The organism is Pseudoalteromonas sp. BSi20480 (genome assembly GCF_000241365.1).
Lineage (GTDB): Bacteria > Pseudomonadota > Gammaproteobacteria > Enterobacterales > Alteromonadaceae > Pseudoalteromonas > Pseudoalteromonas marina.
This window is the reverse complement of the sequence record NZ_BADX01000015.1, coordinates 30,834-45,870: the sequence shown is the minus strand read 5'-3', so window position 1 is coordinate 45,870 and position 15,037 is coordinate 30,834. Positions and strand designations below refer to the sequence as shown.

Sequence of the window (15,037 nt, the reverse complement as noted above, 5' to 3'; positions counted from 1 at the left end):
TGCTTAGCTTTAAACTAACGCAATTTAATTATTTGCGTTACGTTGGCGTAATACTTCAAATAAACAAATACCGGTTGCAACCGATACGTTTAAGCTAGACACCGACCCTGCCATTGGAATTTTAACCAATACATCGCAATGCTCACGCGTTAAACGGCGCATCCCCTCACCTTCTGCGCCCATAACTATGGCCATTGGGCCTGTTAAGCTTGCATCAAATACATGCGTGTCGGTTTCGCCTGCTGTGCCAACTACCCATACGCCAGCATCTTTAATTTCACGAAGCGTACGTGCGAGGTTAGTGACTTGAATAAGGGGCACTGTTTCTGCTGCGCCACACGCTACTTTTCGTGCTGTACCGTTAAGCTTTGCCGACTTATCTTTAGGAACAATGATCGCATGTACGCCAGCGGCATCTGCACTACGCAAGCATGCACCTAAGTTATGCGGGTCGGTTATGCCATCAAGTACGAGTAAAAATGGAGTTTCTTCACGCGCAATGATCACATCTAAATCTTTTTCGTTGTACGTTGGCGCCGCTTTTACGTTAGCAATAATTCCCTGATGCTGCTCGTCTTTCGACTTGTTATCAAGTGCTTTACGCTGCATAAATTGTACTGAAATACCAAATTTACGTGCTTCATCAATAATCGGTGTTAAGCGTTTATCATCACGGCCTTTAAGGGCGTAAATTTCTAAAAATCGCTCAGGCTCTTTTGCTAAAATTGCTTCAACAGAGTGAAAGCCAAAAATTAATTCATTACTCACGTATTTTATGCTCCTGGGCTTGTACGTTTACGGGCATTTTTGCCTGGTCTTTTAGGCTTTTTAGCCGATTTCTTTTTCGGTTTTTTCTTTGCGGTGCCTTCGCTGGCTTTAACCGCCGACTTACCAGCAGCTTTGCCTTTACCGGCTGGCTTTTTTTACCTTTTGGCTTGTCGTCTGACTTTTTACCCGGTACTTTGCCTGCTTTTAATTGTGAGCGCACACTCGCTGGGCCTTTACCTTTAGGTGCACGACGGCGTGAATACCTATCTTGTGCTACATCGCCTTTAAGTACTAAGTTTATACGGCGGTCGTCTAAACTGACTGAGGCAACTTGCACCGTTACTTTATCGCCAAGTCGGTAAACGGTGTGGCTGTGTTCACCAATCAGGCAATGTTTTGCAGCATCATGTGCAAAAAACTCGTCGCCTAAATTAGTAACATGAATTAAACCATCAATTTGTAAATCGTCTAATCGTATAAATAAACCAAAGTTTGTAACCGACGAAATAACCCCGTTAAACTCATCGCCAACGTGGTCTTGCATAAACTCACATTTAAGCCAGTCGGCTACTTCGCGAGTCGCGTCGTCTGCACGGCGCTCAGTGGTTGAACATTGCTCGCCTAATTGATCTACTTCATCGTCAGTGTACGCGTATGCGCCTGACGTTTGTTGACCCTGTGCTTTTAGCACCGCTTTAATTGCACGGTGTACAACTAAATCTGGGTAACGACGAATAGGCGATGTAAAGTGCGCATAAGCCGATAACGCCAAACCAAAGTGACCTATGTTATCTGGCTGATAAACAGCTTGTTTCATTGAGCGCAGCAGCATAGTTTGAATAAGCTCGGCCTCTGGGCGCTCGCCTAATTTAGCTAATATTTGTGTAATTTCTTTAGGCGTTGGTTCGTCGCCTAATGTGCTCTGAATCCCTAACTCAGTTAAAAACTGTGTAAAGTTACCAAGCTTTTCGCTGTCGGGTTCATCATGCACACGGTAAAGTGCACTGGCCTCGTGCTTTTCGAGTAATTTAGCCGCTGACACATTGGCTAAAATCATACATTCTTCAATGAGTTTGTGCGCGTCGTTGCGGATAACAGGCACAATAGACTCTATTTTACGGTGTGCATTAAATACAAAGCGCGTTTCGAGTGTTTCAAATTCAATAGCACCACGCTCTTGGCGTGCTGATTTAAGCGCCATGTACATTTGCTGTAAATCAGTTAAATGTGGCACTACGGGTGCGTATTCTTCGCGAAGCTTTTCGTCATTTTGTAAAATGGCGTTTACTTTAGTGTAAGTTAAACGGGCGTGAGAATTCATCACCGCTTCGTAAAATTTATAACCCGACAATTTACCTGCCGCTGATACGGTCATTTCAGCAACCATACAAAGGCGGTCTACTTTAGGGTTAAGCGAACACAACCCGTTAGACAGTACTTTTGGTAGCATTGGAATAACTTGCTCAGGAAAATACACTGAGTTACCACGTGCAATGGCTTCTTTGTTAAGTGGTGTATTCATGCCTACATAATGCGACACATCGGCAATAGCAACCCATAAACGCCAACCGCCTGATTTTTTAGGCTCACAGTACACTGCGTCGTCAAAGTCGCGGGCGTCTTCGCCATCTATCGTAACAAGCGGTAAGTCGCGTAAATCTACGCGGCCTTGTTTGTCTGCATCTTCTACAAATTCGCCTAAGTGGGCGACTTGTGCGTCAACCTCTTCTGGCCAAACATGCGGAATGTCGTGATTACGAAGGGCAACTTCAATTTCCATACCTGGTGCTAAATGCTCACCTAGTACATCAACCACTTTACCTACTGCGTTCATATTGCGGCTAGGATTTTGAGTGATTTTAACCTGCACCATTTGGTTGTGGCGGGCACCGTTTTCGTTGCCTGGTAAAATCATGATGTCTTGCGTAATACGCGGATCTTCAGCGACTACAACTGCAACACCATGCTCAACAAAGTAACGCCCTACAATAGGGGCGCGCTCGTTGGTAAGCACTTTAATAATACGGGCATCGCATTTTGAGCCAGAGCCACGTTTTGTACCTTTAGCTAGTACAATGTCGCCATGTAACACCATGTTCATTTGATGTTTGGCAATAAACCAATCTTTGCTCTCGCCTTCAACTTCTAAAAAGCCAAAACCGTCTCTGTGGCCTATTACTTTACCTTTGGTTAAACCGGCTTCGTCAATAAGTGCATAGCATTTAAATTTATTAAAATATAACTGACCATCACGCTCCATGGCACGAAGGCGACGTTTAAATGCAATCTGACGCTCTTCATCATTAACGGCTAGTTCTTCACATAATTGTGCGTAGTTAGCTGGTTTTGAACGCTCTTGAAGATGAGTAAGTATAAACTCACGGCTAGGGACGGGGTTTTCGTACTTTTCTTGTTCTCGACTGAGATTTGGATCTTGGTTTGACATTCACTATCTTGTTAGTTGGTTATGAAGGTTATTTTAACCCATATACGTAAAATGAGACAGGTAAAAGCACTTAATATTTAAACAAAGCTCACCTATCAGTTATTTAGCTTTTTAAACCTAGCGTATAGGGCCTTAATATGTCCTTAATTATGCAGCTTAATTGTGTCATTGTGATTAAGCTGCATCAGTGACTAAGCCATTACTTAGTTTTGTGAAGATTTTTGTATAACATTTTACTGACGTTATCGATAAAAGCAGGGTCTTCTTCTTTAATAGTTTGTAAGATGTGTTTGTTCATTTGCGATTTGTTTTGAGCGTAAATCCAACGGTTTTTATTAAACTGCGCTGCAAATTCAATTACACCGGCTTGCAGTTCGTCACTGTTAGAAAATACAGCTTCTATTACGTTGTTTTCAAACAGTTGTTGTGCCCCCACCCGTTCGCCCGTCATTGCTAGCCTATTAAAGAAGGTTTGCGGTATCGCTTTATTAATAATAGGAAACATAGACGGTACAAAAGGCACCAGTACATCCACTTCAGGAAAGCAAAAAAAGCCCTTGTCTGATTTCATAAATCTAAAATCACAGGCACAGGCAAGCACGGCTCCATTACCATAAGTATGACCATTGAGGGCTGCAATAATAGGCATAGGAAACGTAACAATACGTTGTAGCAACTGTGTTATTTGCAACATAAAGTCAGAAATAGCTGCTGGTAAAATGCTTGGGTTTGCCATCCACTCAAGGTCAATACCCAGCGACCAGCTTTTATCGCTTGCTGAGGTAAGTACCACCGAGTGAATGCTTTTATCAGCCTCTATATGATCAAGGTGTAAATTAAATTCAGCCAAAAACGCTGGATTGTGTCGATTTTCTGCGGTGTTCATTGTTAAAACTGCGACACTGTTTTTTACTGTTAAATCTATTAAATTTGCCATTTAACCCTCTTTTTGCGAATTTTAAGCTTACTTTAAGCGTTGTTCGTTACTTTTGTTGTTATGACTAACATAGTAAGGGTTTGTGTTAAATTTATAAACCTTAATCACATGTGTTTATAACCACCCTTTTTGTTTAGCTATACGTGCTGCGTCGATTCGGTTTGTTGCATTAAGTTTGGCAATTGCGTCTGACAGATAGTTACGCGTTGTGCCTTCACTTATAAATAACTGTGTGGCTATTTCGCTCGTTTTAAGTCCATCGCTTGCAAGCTTTAATGCTTTTCGCTCTTTGTCGGTAAGTGGATCGGCATCGTCTAGAGCGTTAATTGCAAGCTCTGGGTCAATCACTTTTTGCCCTTGCATTACCTTTTTGAGTGCGTTGATTAGCTCGTCACTCGGGGCTTCTTTTAATATAAATCCTTTAACACCGGCACTTAACGAGCGCCTAATATACCCAGCGCGTGAAAACGTGGTCATGATCACCATTTTTATAGCCGGAAATTGCATTGCTATTTTTTCACTAAGTTCTATGCCGTTCATTTTAGGCATTTCAATATCGGTTAAAATAATATCTGGCATTGCATCTTCATCAAGCGCATTAATAGCATTTAGAGCATCTAGCCCGTTGCTTGCTTGGCCAATTACGTCAATATTAAAATCTAGACTAAGTAGTGCACTAACAGCGTCACGCACTAGCGCCTGATCTTCCACTAAAAACATTTTGATCATTGTAAATCCTCAGATGAAATTGGCAGTACTACGTTTAATGTAAATTGTTCGCCACAGGTAAAAGTTGCACTACCTTGTATTTGCTCTGCTCGTTCTTTTATACCGTTTAAACCGTTGCCTGCCTCGAGCCTGCCACAGGGTGCATTATCTATTACTTCAATGAGTAATTGCTGGGATGTTTGCTTAATTGTTATTGCGCTGTTTTTAGTTGAACTATGGCGTAGTAAGTTAGTGACTGACTCTTTAATTATTAAACTAGCAATGCCCTCTACCTTGGCAGGTAGCACAGATAACTCAACGTTAAACGTAATATTAAAATCTTGCTCTAATAACCGCTGTTTTAACTGAGCAACTTGGCTTACCAAATTGAGCTCTTTTAAGTCGCTTACGGCACTGCGTACATCGCTAAGTAACTGCCTTGCAAGGTCTGCTACTTGAGCTATTTCGTTGTTTGCTTGCTCGTAGCGCTCACCTTGGTTTAGCTTATTAGCCAGCTCGGCCTTTAATGCAATAGATGAGAGTGAGTGGCCTAAAATATCGTGTAGGTCACGCGCTATACGTTCACGCTCAGCAATAGCAGCTAATTGCTCTAATTGGTTTGCACTTTCTTGCTCGCGCTTTTTATGGTCGCGTTCTCTTTTTGCTGCAATTCCATAACTAAATAAGGCGGCACATAATATTAAGGCCACAGCCAAAAAGTATTGAAGCTTTCCCATATCGCTTAAATACGAACTTGTAAAAAGCGCCACCACAATGGCTAATGCAGCATAAAACCGCTGTTTTAAGTTATAACTATACCCAGCTACATAGGCAACAAAGCCATATAAGGTAGGTGTGCCGGAGGTAAAAAAAGTGGCGCTAAAACAAATAGCGAGCAAGGCTAAAAATAAGGTGGTTATTTTTGTGTTATCGCAGTTAATTGCTTTTACATACAAGATAATAAAGGCAATATAAAAAGCTAAACATAGGCCCATTTGGCTTTTTGTAAATTGGTCAAAATTAATAATTAATGGCAGTAAGTAAAAGCCTGTAAAAATTAAATGGCCGTATTTCCAAAACGTTTTATCCGTTTGTTGAGAAAAGCTACTTTGCGAACTCATGCTAGCACCTCTGGTGTATTATTTTTATTTAAAGCACTCTTTTTATTAATAAATATAGATACCACAAAAATGCTTATCAGCATAAAATAATCAATGTAATTAATAGTAAAATTAAGCGAATCAAAAAACTCGCTAATATCAAGACTCATTAAAACTAAACTATTCATAGCACTCTCCTGTTAAGTAGGATAACTATGCCAGTACGTAAAAATAATAAGAGTGTGAAGTGTCATTAACTTTGCTGACATTTGTCATGTTTCAAAAAAATTCATCTTGTTGACGCCCCCTCGGTGATAACATATTAAAAAAAGGAGATGATGTTTAAATGCAGCCACAACAGCAAAGCTTAATTTACCTACATATTGCCGTGTTACTTTTTGGGGGAACTGCCCTTTTTGCCAAACTCATTGGTTTAAATGCCCTGGATATTACAGTTTACCGAACAGCTATTGCTGGTTTGGCAATATTGGCAATGCTTTCATTCGGGAAAAAACAAATTAAGTTAAACAATCCCAAAGACTACCTTATTGCTTTATTTTTAGGTGTTACAGTAGGGCTACATTGGGTGACTTATTTTGCAGGTATGCAAATGGCAGGCATAACCATTGGTATGCTTGCATTTTTTAGCTATCCAGTAATGACCGTGTTTTTAGAGCCTTTATTTAATAAAAGTAAACCTCAAGCAAAAGATATTATAAGCGCTGGTGTAGTTGTTTTGGGTATTTATTTATTAGTACCAAGTGCTGATTTAGGTGACGATGTAACACTTGGTGTTATTACTGGCGTGGTATCTGCGTTGTTTTTCTCTGTCAGAAACATTACTCACAAACGCTATTTTAGCCAATACGGCGGCCCACAGACGATGTTTTACCAAACCTTGGTAGCGAGCATAATGCTGTGCGCATTTATTGAAGTGCCTGTGTACGAGGTGAGTAATCAAGATCTTATATTAATTGCCGTCGCTGGCATTATATTTACCGCTACACCGCACTCGCTATTTGCAGCAAGCCTAAAACATTTATCAGCCGCAACGGCAGGGCTAATTTCGTGCTTACAACCGTTGTACGGTACTATTTTGGCTATTATTATTGTTCACGAACGCCCAACATTAATGACCCTGATTGGCGGCGCACTTATTGTAAGCGCTGCATGCTTTGAAACATGGTCAATAACCAAGAAGGCTCGAAAATGAAAGTTTTTGCACACAGGGGCGCTAGCGGGCACTTTCCCGAAAACACTAAAAGTGCCATTTTAGAAGCCTTAAATATGGGTGTAGACGGCATTGAAGTAGATATTCAAAGCGCTACCGATGATTACATGCTGATACATGACTCGTGGCTAGACAGAACCACGAACGGAAAAGGCAAAGTTAGTGAGTTTGATGCAGCAACCCTTACAAAGCTTGATGCGGGTAATGGCGAATGTATACCAAGGCTACAACAGTTATTTGATTGGAATAACAATAAAACCTTACTTAATTTAGAACTTAAGCATACCTTTGAACTTGAAAAGTTTGCTGACCAGCTTGAACGTAATATCAGTGCGGGAACCATTTCATGTGCTAATATTTTAGTATCATCGTTTGATCATCATCAATTACAATGGCTTAAAAAGCGTTTACCCTGGTTAAAAATAGGCGCTTTAACGTCTTCTATTCCAATTAATTATGCAAAGTTTGCACAAGACTTAAATGCATTTAGTGTGCATGTAGATAAAAATTTTATTAACAAAGCGTTTGTAGATGATGGTAAAAAACGCGGGCTTGAAGTTTACGCTTATACAGTCGATAAACAACAAGATATTGCACTTATGCGTGACTTCGGTTTAGACGGGATTTTTACTAACTTTCCCATGCAATCCAAGGCATATTTGCTATCGTTAGCTGATAAATAGAGTCGCTTATACCTTGCAAATGCCTGCGTAAAAGCGTTCAAACATAGGTTTAAGCAAGATGAGTGGCTTAATGAAAATTTATAATTACATCGAACAAACATTCTTTTTTACTCTAACGCGTAAAATTGTTGGTAACTTAAGTTTTGTTTTTTTGTTTCAAGCTATTACTTTGTTTTGGCTTTATGACAGCTTAAGTGAGCAACAAAATCTTGGCCTTTTTTGGCTACTAACCTTGGTTATTATTTCAGGCTTTGCGTTTACGCTTTTTTACATGCGCTTTTTGATTGTTCGCCCTGTAAAAGCAATGTGCGATACGCTTATTAAAATTAATCAACAAGATGCCAATTTAAACGCTAAACTTCCGCATTTTTCATACGACGAATTTAAAACGTTAAGTACGCAATATAACGATTTTACAAGCCACTTAAGCCAATTACTTAACACGACTTACACAAGCGCTGAAGCCAGCGCACAAAGTAATAAAGCCGCAACTGAGTCAATGCAAAGTACGGAAAATTCGAGCGAACAGCAAATTACCTTAAGTCATACAATTATTGATGCCAGTAACCAAATAACACAAAGCTTACAAAATATTGTGGGCAATACCGACAGTGTTCATACTGTAAATAATGAGCACTTAGCCTTTGTAAAACTCTCAGCTCAAGAGCTGAGTTCTCTGGTTGAAAAAGTGCAGTTAATAACTGATATGTTAGGCAGTTTTGCGAGCACCGTTGATGGCTTGAAGGAAAACAGTGAGAATATTCGCAGTATTTTAAAAATGGTTGAGGAGTTTTCTGATCAAACTAACTTACTCGCGCTTAACGCCGCGATAGAAGCTGCGCGAGCAGGAGAAGCCGGGCGTGGTTTTGCTGTTGTTGCTGATGAAGTACGTACCCTCTCGGTTAAAGTAAGTGGAGCTACTCGCCAAATCAGTGATTTTATAACCCAAATGAACGACCTAGTAAGTGAAACAAATAAAGAGTCAGAGCAACTTATTAACCATTCTAAAAATGCACAAAGTTCAATTTGTTCAACCTCTGAAGGGTTTAGTAAAATGCTTAATGAATTTGAGAGTAATCAACAGCAATTACAGCAAATTGCCAGTGCCGTGCATTTATTAGAGGATACGCAAAATTTAACCCATCAATCGGTAGAGCAAATTGTTGAATTAGGCGAGCAGGCTAAACAGCAAATAGACACCGCTCTTGCCGACAGCCAATTATCACAAGAGTTAAGCTTACAAACACAGCAGCAATTAAAACGCTTTGTACTTTAATTTTTATCATAAACGCGGTTTACGTTTAAACACCTATTGATGCGTAAACCTCAACACACCCCTGTAATTATGCTAAATTACAGGGCGATTATTTAATATGCGTGAATATGTGTGAGCAACCTAACTCCTGACTACCCTAAATTAGCCCAGCAAATAAAAGCATGGGGAAAAGAACTCGGCTTTAGCGAAGTAGGGATCACTGATATAGATTTGAGTAAGCATGAACAACAGCTTCAACGTTGGCTTGACGCCGGGTTTCATGGCTCAATGGATTATATGGCGGCACATGGAATGAAACGCGCTCGCCCTGACGAGCTTATTCCCGGCACACAACGTGTTATATCGGTAAAAATGAACTACCTGCCCCCCGATGCTGGCTTTGCTAAAACATTAAAAAACAAACAAAAAGCCTATATTAGCCGTTACGCACTTGGTCGAGACTACCATAAATTAATTCGTAATCGATTAAAAAAGCTCGGCCAAAAAATAGAACAAGAAGTAGGTGAATATGGTTTTAGACCCTTTGTTGATTCTGCCCCTGTACTAGAGCGCCAATTGGCTGAAAAAGCGGGGCTGGGCTGGCGTGGCAAACATTCATTACTAATAAACAAAGAAGCTGGATCGTGGTTTTTTTAGGTGAATTGTTTATTGATTTACCTTTACCTGTTGATAATGAAAATACCTTTGAAGGCTGCGGTAAGTGTGTAGCCTGCATAACCTTATGTCCTACAGGTGCAATTGTAGAACCTTATGTGGTTGATGCCCGTAAGTGTATTTCATACTTAACAATAGAACACCAAGGCCCTATTCCTGAGCAATACAGAACTTTATTAGGTAACCGAGTTTATGGCTGCGACGATTGTCAATTAGTTTGCCCGTGGAACCGCTATGGACAAATAACCGACGAACAAGACTTTCATCCGCGCACGCAGTTAAAAGACAAAGACTTGCTTGAGCTGTTTAGTTGGGATGAAACCACATTTTTAAAAAATACCGAAGGCAGCCCAATTCGCCGAATTGGACATGAACGTTGGTTACGTAATTTAGCCGTTGGTTTAGGTAATGCAAACTTTGACCCTGATATTATTAGCGCGTTAGAACAAAAAATTGATGGTTGTAGTGATCTAGTAAAAGAGCATATTCAATGGGCACTGGAGCAGCAAAACAATAAACAACCCTCACTTAGAAAAACGCAAAGACTTATTAGGATAGTGGAAAAAGGCTTACCACGAGATGCATAAATTCATAGAAGCCTATTTAGTACTAAAGCAAATCAGAGCTATTGGAGTGTGATTATTCGCCATTATAGGGCGGTAAACCCTATATTAATGGCAAACAAGCCCTAAAAGTAAGTCTATGTGTTTATTATTGGCTATGGTTTAGCAGTATCGAAAGCTCTGTTTCAATGTCTGCGAACGCCTCTTTTACTTGAATAACAGACTCCTCGCGGGCTACAGAATTTTGAATTGTTTCATCTACTTTTTTATAGATAAAAATTTCTTGGTCTTCGTCTAAACCCATTGTTGGAATTCTAACCTCAAGCTCTTCCTGAAGTTTTTTAAATACTTGTTCGTTGTTTAAGCGATTTTCATTAAGTAAATCTATCAAACCATGAAATTTACTGTGTACTGTACTTGCTACTGCGTTTAGTTTTACCTGCTGCGCATCTAATAAGTTCTTAGTTATTATGGCGCGTAACTGCTGCTCTGTAACACTAACAATAAAGCACACGTGATCGCGTATTCTGCCGTGTTTATCAGGATCGTGTCCTGGCATGTTTAAGATGAGTAAACTAATTAGCTCGTAGTTAACTAATAAGCGCTGCGAAAACTCATGCAAACGGCCTTTGTTTTTAAGCATTTCAAATAGCTCGATCACAATAGGCGAGCAAACACCATGTAAAGCATAATGTTTAACAATAGAGTCGTATCTAAATTCTACATTACTTTGTAAATCAAAAGATTGTAGGCAATCAATAAGTGCTTTTGCTAAATCGTCTGGGTTAGTTATGAGTGCTATGCTTTCTACGTAGTTGACTATTTGCCCCATTTCGCTGCTGTTAGCCATTGCATTGAACGCGGTTGAAGTTGCCGCTTCTACTTGTTTTTCTAGGCTTTGTTTCTCTACTAATACTTGGTTTAGATTTTTTAATTTAGATCTAAGCTCATCATGCCCAAATGGTTTTACTATGTAATCTTCAGCGCCGGCTGAGTAGCCTTCCATGCGCTCCTCCACAGTTCCTCTTGCAGATACAAACATAACAATAATATGTGCGGTACTTGGGTTTAATTTAAGTGTTTTACACACTTCGTAACCACTCATCTGCGGCATGCTTACGTCAAGTAAAATAACTTGAGGCATATAGTCCTCAACCATATCCAAGCATTCAGGGCCACTGTTGGCTAGCCTTAACTCAAAATCTAAGTCTTCTAAAATTTCTTCAATTATCTCAAGGTTAAAGGGCTCGTCATCTACTGCTAGTATTTTTGTTAAAGCCATAACTAAATCATCCTTTTAAATTCAAAAATAAATTGTATTAACATAAACAACTTACTGTTTTAGCGTACTTTTATTCATCGACTAGGTGTTCGTCTAAATTTATTTCAAGTGGTAATTTTATGTGAACTGTGGCACCACCATTGGTATTATTACACGCGCTAATTTGACCTTGATGCAACGATACAAATTCTCGGCAAAGTGCTAAGCCTAGCCCCGTACCGCCCGCACCACTGTTTGTTTTACTGCTTTGCACAAACTTTGTGAAAATATGATCAAGTTCATCTTCAGGAATACCTATACCACTATCAATGACTTCAATATCAGCAAATTGGCCATCCGATGCTAATTTAAGCGTGATGTTACTTTTGGGCTCACTAAACTTTAATGCATTGCCCAATACGTTGCGCAACAACTGATTAATTTGCTCTTCATCGCATTGCACAATGACCGGTGAATCTGGCGCAGGAAAAATAATATTAATTTGTTTTTCCATCGCCGTGCCCGACACATCGTCAATGCTTGTTTTAATAATGCTTTCTAAATTATGAGGGCGCGGGTTAAACGGAAATTTACCTACATCAAGCTTTGATAAATCAAGAAGGTTATTTAATAAAGATAGCAGCCTATCGCCACTACACTCGATACGAGATAAGTATTTTAGTAACTTTTCTCTAGCAAAGTCGCCAGCTTCTAGCTTATCGAGTCCAAAGCGTGCAAAGCTTAAAATTGAGTGCATGGGGGTTCGCAGCTCATGTGACATATTTGCTAAAAAGTCTGATTTACTTAAATTTGCCGCTTCGGCTACATTTTTAGCATGCTCTAACTGCGATGTACGCGCTTTGACCTCTTCTTCTAGTAACCCTTTAGCTTCTTGAAGTAGCTCTTCTTTTTGCTTTAAGTGAGTTACATTTTTAAAAATTACAGCCAGTGCAATCTCACCATGGTGATCTATTTCGTTAAAAGAGCCAAATAAAGGTACTGTGCCACCGCTTTTAATGGGTAGACGTAAATCGTAACTGAACTGACGATTGCTGTTTAATGTTGAAATTTTTTCTTTGATTCCAGCAATCGAATCGTTATCTAAAAAATCAAATAAAGATTTACCAGAAAGCCCGCTAAACGGTAGATCTAACAGTCTTAAGCAAGCGTCATTTGCTTCAATAATTTGACCGTTGCGTTTAAATAGCATGATAGCGTCAGGGGTGTGTTTATAAATAACTTGTAGCAGACTGTCTTTTTCTATTAGTGCATCGACAGTTTCTTGAAGGCGCTCAACTAACTCGGCATTGCGGCGTTTTAATAATTCAGTTTGCCAAAGCTTATGCACTGATTGCAGTAAAATATTTTCATTGAGCGGTTTAATCAGTACGTCTTCAACACCTTGGCGAATAGCTTCAATCATTGAAACTTGGTCAGGGCGGGAAGTGAAAAGCAAGCACCGTGCATTTGGTTGCGACACTTTTAATTTTGAAAATATTTGAAGGCCAGTCGCTTCACCAAGGCTAAAATCGCTAATTAAAATATCGATTTTATTACTTTTTGCAATAGTGAGTGCGTCATTTAAGCTGCTTGCCGTAAGGGTTTTAATATGTGCGCCAATTAAATTGCTCTTCATATTATCAAGGCGATTTTGGATATGATCGACCAACAATATAGTGGGCAGTTGCATCATATGGTTAGAGTCTAGCTCTAATAAGCTTTCTAAAAGAGAGGTGATCTCTTTATTAGAGAAGAAAGGATAAACAACCGTAGCATCAGGTACTATTTTATTTAGGCCAGCAAATGCGGTTAACTGCTCTGTGTTTTCGGTTTTAGGGGCAAGTAATAATAAACGCCCATGAGATAATTTATCAATTAGCGGTTTAATAGGTGCAACCGGCACACCGTGAGCTATAACAACTAAATCGTAATTTTCGGCGTGAGTAAACATCTCAAGCATAGAGAAATGAATCAGCTCAACATTACATCCAATGAGCTCTAAGAGTACTTTTACTCTCATTGCTATGATGGTGCTGCTGTCTATGATCAATATTTTTCTAGCCATTAAACTACACTTACAACCAATAAAATTAATATGTTACCAGCGTAGTATAAAAACACGAAAATAACACACATTCCTGTGCGTTATTTGTAAACAAATATGACCAATAAATAAGCGTAACTTATTCTAAATGCTTACCAAATATGGTTAGGCTGTATAAGTTATTATCCATAACGGCAACGTTTGGTAACTCCCCCCACACATCAAAACCAAAGTGCTTAAATAACTTTACACTTGGCAAATTATGGCTAAAAATAAAGCCAAGTAACACGTTAATATCAAGCTTTTTAGCCTCCGATTGCGCAAACTGCATTAACTTTTTACCCAAGCCTTTACCTTGTGCATTTTTAGTTATGTAAATGCTCATTTCTACGGTTCCATCGTAAGCAGGGCGTCCGTAAAACGATTTATAACTCACCCAGGCAAGTACAGTATCGTTTTCGCAATACACATAAATTGGGCGTTTTTGTGTATGACTATTAAACCAATCTTTTTTTTCTTCAACGGTTACTTCTTCGGTATCTGCCGTTACCATTCGCCCTTCTATGGTTTCATTATAAATGGCGACAATATCATTAAGGTCGTCAATAGTTGCTAAGCGAGTTGTCATAGTAAATTTAAGTGGTTGATCAATTTCCTCCATATTAGCGTATGATCAGCCAATCAAACAATCGGATAGTTAGGTAATATGATGCTTAAAAAAATGATAATAGGGTTTACTGCGTTGCTGGTTAGTTCAACTTTAATGGCACAAACACAGCCAAATAATAAAGCCGTAAATCCCCAAACCTGTGACGATTTTACTAACGTTGATATCCGAAAGCTTCGCTCTAAAGAGTCCATTAATTTATGCGACTACAAAAACAAACCTCTGTTAATTGTTAATACTGCGAGTAACTGTGGCTTCACCCCTCAGTTTGAAAGCTTAGAAAAACTACACAAAACATACAAAGACGAAGGGCTTGTAGTATTGGGCTTCCCTTCTGATGACTTTTTCCAAGAAGAAGATAACGAAAAAGAAACGGCCAAAGTCTGTTTTATTAATTATGGGGTCACCTTTCCTATGTTCGCCACCAGCGAAGTGAGAGGGAGTGATGCAAATCCTATATTCAAGCATTTAAACGAGCAAACAAGTTCGCCCAATTGGAACTTTTATAAATATTTGGTATCTGCTGATCGTAAAACAATTTTACGATTTAACAGCAAAGTAAAACCAGATTCAGAAAAAATGATTAAGGCAGTGGAAAATTCCCTGTCTAAAATCTAAATTTATACTGGTACAATTTGTACAAACTAACTAGTATGGCAATACACTAGGTTAAAAAAACACCACTTATAATCAGGAGAT

Annotated in this window: 13 protein-coding genes and 1 pseudogene; 5 read left to right on the top strand and 9 right to left on the bottom strand. The window is 39.3% G+C overall.

Annotated features, from left to right (window positions below; genetic code table 11):
* Positions 1-24: 24 nt before the first annotated feature.
* The 6 genes from rlmB to P20480_RS19550 form a co-directional block, all read right to left on the bottom strand.
* The gene (rlmB, locus tag P20480_RS15840) at positions 25-768 is read right to left on the bottom strand and encodes a 23S rRNA (guanosine(2251)-2'-O)-methyltransferase RlmB (protein ID WP_006794097.1); all 744 of its coding nucleotides are present in this window, start codon (positions 766-768) and stop codon (positions 25-27) included.
* Positions 761-3,214, bottom strand: a complete 2,454-nt coding sequence (gene rnr / locus P20480_RS15845; protein WP_008126851.1) for a ribonuclease R — start codon at positions 3,212-3,214, stop codon at positions 761-763. Before rnr ends, rlmB begins: the two co-directional genes overlap by 8 nt.
* A 199-nt stretch (positions 3,215-3,413) precedes the next feature.
* The gene (locus P20480_RS15850) at positions 3,414-4,151 is read right to left on the bottom strand and encodes an enoyl-CoA hydratase/isomerase family protein (protein ID WP_008126849.1); all 738 of its coding nucleotides are present in this window, start codon (positions 4,149-4,151) and stop codon (positions 3,414-3,416) included.
* 114 nt (positions 4,152-4,265) lie between these two features.
* On the bottom strand, positions 4,266-4,880 hold the full coding sequence (locus P20480_RS15855) for a response regulator transcription factor (protein ID WP_008126848.1): 615 nt from the start codon (positions 4,878-4,880) through the stop codon (positions 4,266-4,268).
* Positions 4,877-5,980 carry a sensor histidine kinase gene (locus P20480_RS15860; protein ID WP_008126846.1) on the bottom strand — a complete coding sequence of 368 codons (1,104 nt, stop codon included), beginning with the start codon at positions 5,978-5,980 and terminating at the stop codon, positions 4,877-4,879. The genes P20480_RS15855 and P20480_RS15860 overlap by 4 nt, the downstream gene beginning before the upstream one ends.
* Positions 5,977-6,147 carry a hypothetical protein gene (locus P20480_RS19550; RefSeq protein ID WP_006794092.1) on the bottom strand — a complete coding sequence of 57 codons (171 nt, stop codon included), beginning with the start codon at positions 6,145-6,147 and terminating at the stop codon, positions 5,977-5,979. Before P20480_RS19550 ends, P20480_RS15860 begins: the two co-directional genes overlap by 4 nt.
* A 158-nt stretch (positions 6,148-6,305) precedes the next feature.
* Between P20480_RS19550 and P20480_RS15865 the strand changes: the two genes are divergently transcribed.
* The 4 genes and pseudogenes from P20480_RS15865 to queG all read left to right on the top strand — a co-directional run bounded on the left by P20480_RS15865 (position 6,306) and on the right by queG (position 10,390).
* Positions 6,306-7,172 (top strand): DMT family transporter, encoded by an 867-nt coding sequence (locus tag P20480_RS15865; RefSeq protein ID WP_008126844.1) that lies wholly within the window; start codon positions 6,306-6,308, stop codon positions 7,170-7,172.
* Positions 7,169-7,873: a glycerophosphodiester phosphodiesterase gene (locus tag P20480_RS15870; protein WP_008126842.1), complete on the top strand. Its 705-nt coding sequence runs from the start codon at positions 7,169-7,171 to the stop codon at positions 7,871-7,873. Before P20480_RS15865 ends, P20480_RS15870 begins: the two co-directional genes overlap by 4 nt.
* Before the next feature lie 58 nt (positions 7,874-7,931).
* Positions 7,932-9,149, top strand: coding sequence for a methyl-accepting chemotaxis protein (locus tag P20480_RS15875; RefSeq protein WP_008126841.1), 1,218 nt, complete (start codon positions 7,932-7,934; stop codon positions 9,147-9,149).
* Positions 9,150-9,260: 111 nt separating this feature from the next.
* Positions 9,261-10,390, top strand: a pseudogene (gene queG, locus P20480_RS20060) (tRNA epoxyqueuosine(34) reductase QueG).
* 124 nt (positions 10,391-10,514) lie between these two features.
* Here queG and P20480_RS15880 read toward each other — a convergent pair.
* The 3 genes from P20480_RS15880 to P20480_RS15890 form a co-directional block, all read right to left on the bottom strand.
* Positions 10,515-11,648, bottom strand: coding sequence for a response regulator (locus P20480_RS15880; protein ID WP_008126836.1), 1,134 nt, complete (start codon positions 11,646-11,648; stop codon positions 10,515-10,517).
* A 70-nt stretch (positions 11,649-11,718) separates the two neighbouring features.
* Positions 11,719-13,692, bottom strand: a complete 1,974-nt coding sequence (locus P20480_RS15885) for an ATP-binding protein (protein ID WP_010555694.1) — start codon at positions 13,690-13,692, stop codon at positions 11,719-11,721.
* Positions 13,693-13,810: 118 nt separating this feature from the next.
* Positions 13,811-14,299 (bottom strand): GNAT family N-acetyltransferase, encoded by a 489-nt coding sequence (locus P20480_RS15890; protein WP_033024928.1) that lies wholly within the window; start codon positions 14,297-14,299, stop codon positions 13,811-13,813.
* A gap of 81 nt (positions 14,300-14,380) precedes the next feature.
* On the opposite strand from P20480_RS15890, the gene P20480_RS15895 reads away from it, so the two are divergent.
* A complete protein-coding gene (locus P20480_RS15895; protein ID WP_008126830.1) occupies positions 14,381-14,956 on the top strand; it encodes a glutathione peroxidase in 576 nt (191 codons plus the stop codon).
* The last annotated feature ends 81 nt before the right edge of the window (positions 14,957-15,037 follow it).

Bases quoted from the DNA above. Each gene is read 5' to 3' on its own strand.
- P20480_RS15855 (WP_008126848.1), bottom strand. From the start codon at position 4,880: ATGATCAAAATGTTTTTAGTGGAAGATCAGGCGCTAGTGCGTGACGCT.
- P20480_RS15890 (WP_033024928.1), bottom strand. From the start codon at position 14,299: ATGACAACTCGCTTAGCAACTATTGACGACCTTAATGATATTGTCGCC.
- rnr (WP_008126851.1), bottom strand. From the start codon at position 3,214: ATGTCAAACCAAGATCCAAATCTCAGTCGAGAACAAGAAAAGTACGAA.
- P20480_RS15870 (WP_008126842.1), top strand. From the start codon at position 7,169: ATGAAAGTTTTTGCACACAGGGGCGCTAGCGGGCACTTTCCCGAAAAC.
- P20480_RS15885 (WP_010555694.1), bottom strand. From the start codon at position 13,692: ATGGCTAGAAAAATATTGATCATAGACAGCAGCACCATCATAGCAATG.
- P20480_RS15850 (WP_008126849.1), bottom strand. From the start codon at position 4,151: ATGGCAAATTTAATAGATTTAACAGTAAAAAACAGTGTCGCAGTTTTA.
- P20480_RS15865 (WP_008126844.1), top strand. From the start codon at position 6,306: ATGCAGCCACAACAGCAAAGCTTAATTTACCTACATATTGCCGTGTTA.
- P20480_RS15860 (WP_008126846.1), bottom strand. From the start codon at position 5,980: ATGAGTTCGCAAAGTAGCTTTTCTCAACAAACGGATAAAACGTTTTGG.
- P20480_RS15875 (WP_008126841.1), top strand. From the start codon at position 7,932: ATGAGTGGCTTAATGAAAATTTATAATTACATCGAACAAACATTCTTT.
- P20480_RS15895 (WP_008126830.1), top strand. From the start codon at position 14,381: ATGCTTAAAAAAATGATAATAGGGTTTACTGCGTTGCTGGTTAGTTCA.
- P20480_RS19550 (WP_006794092.1), bottom strand. From the start codon at position 6,147: ATGAATAGTTTAGTTTTAATGAGTCTTGATATTAGCGAGTTTTTTGAT.
- P20480_RS15880 (WP_008126836.1), bottom strand. From the start codon at position 11,648: ATGGCTTTAACAAAAATACTAGCAGTAGATGACGAGCCCTTTAACCTT.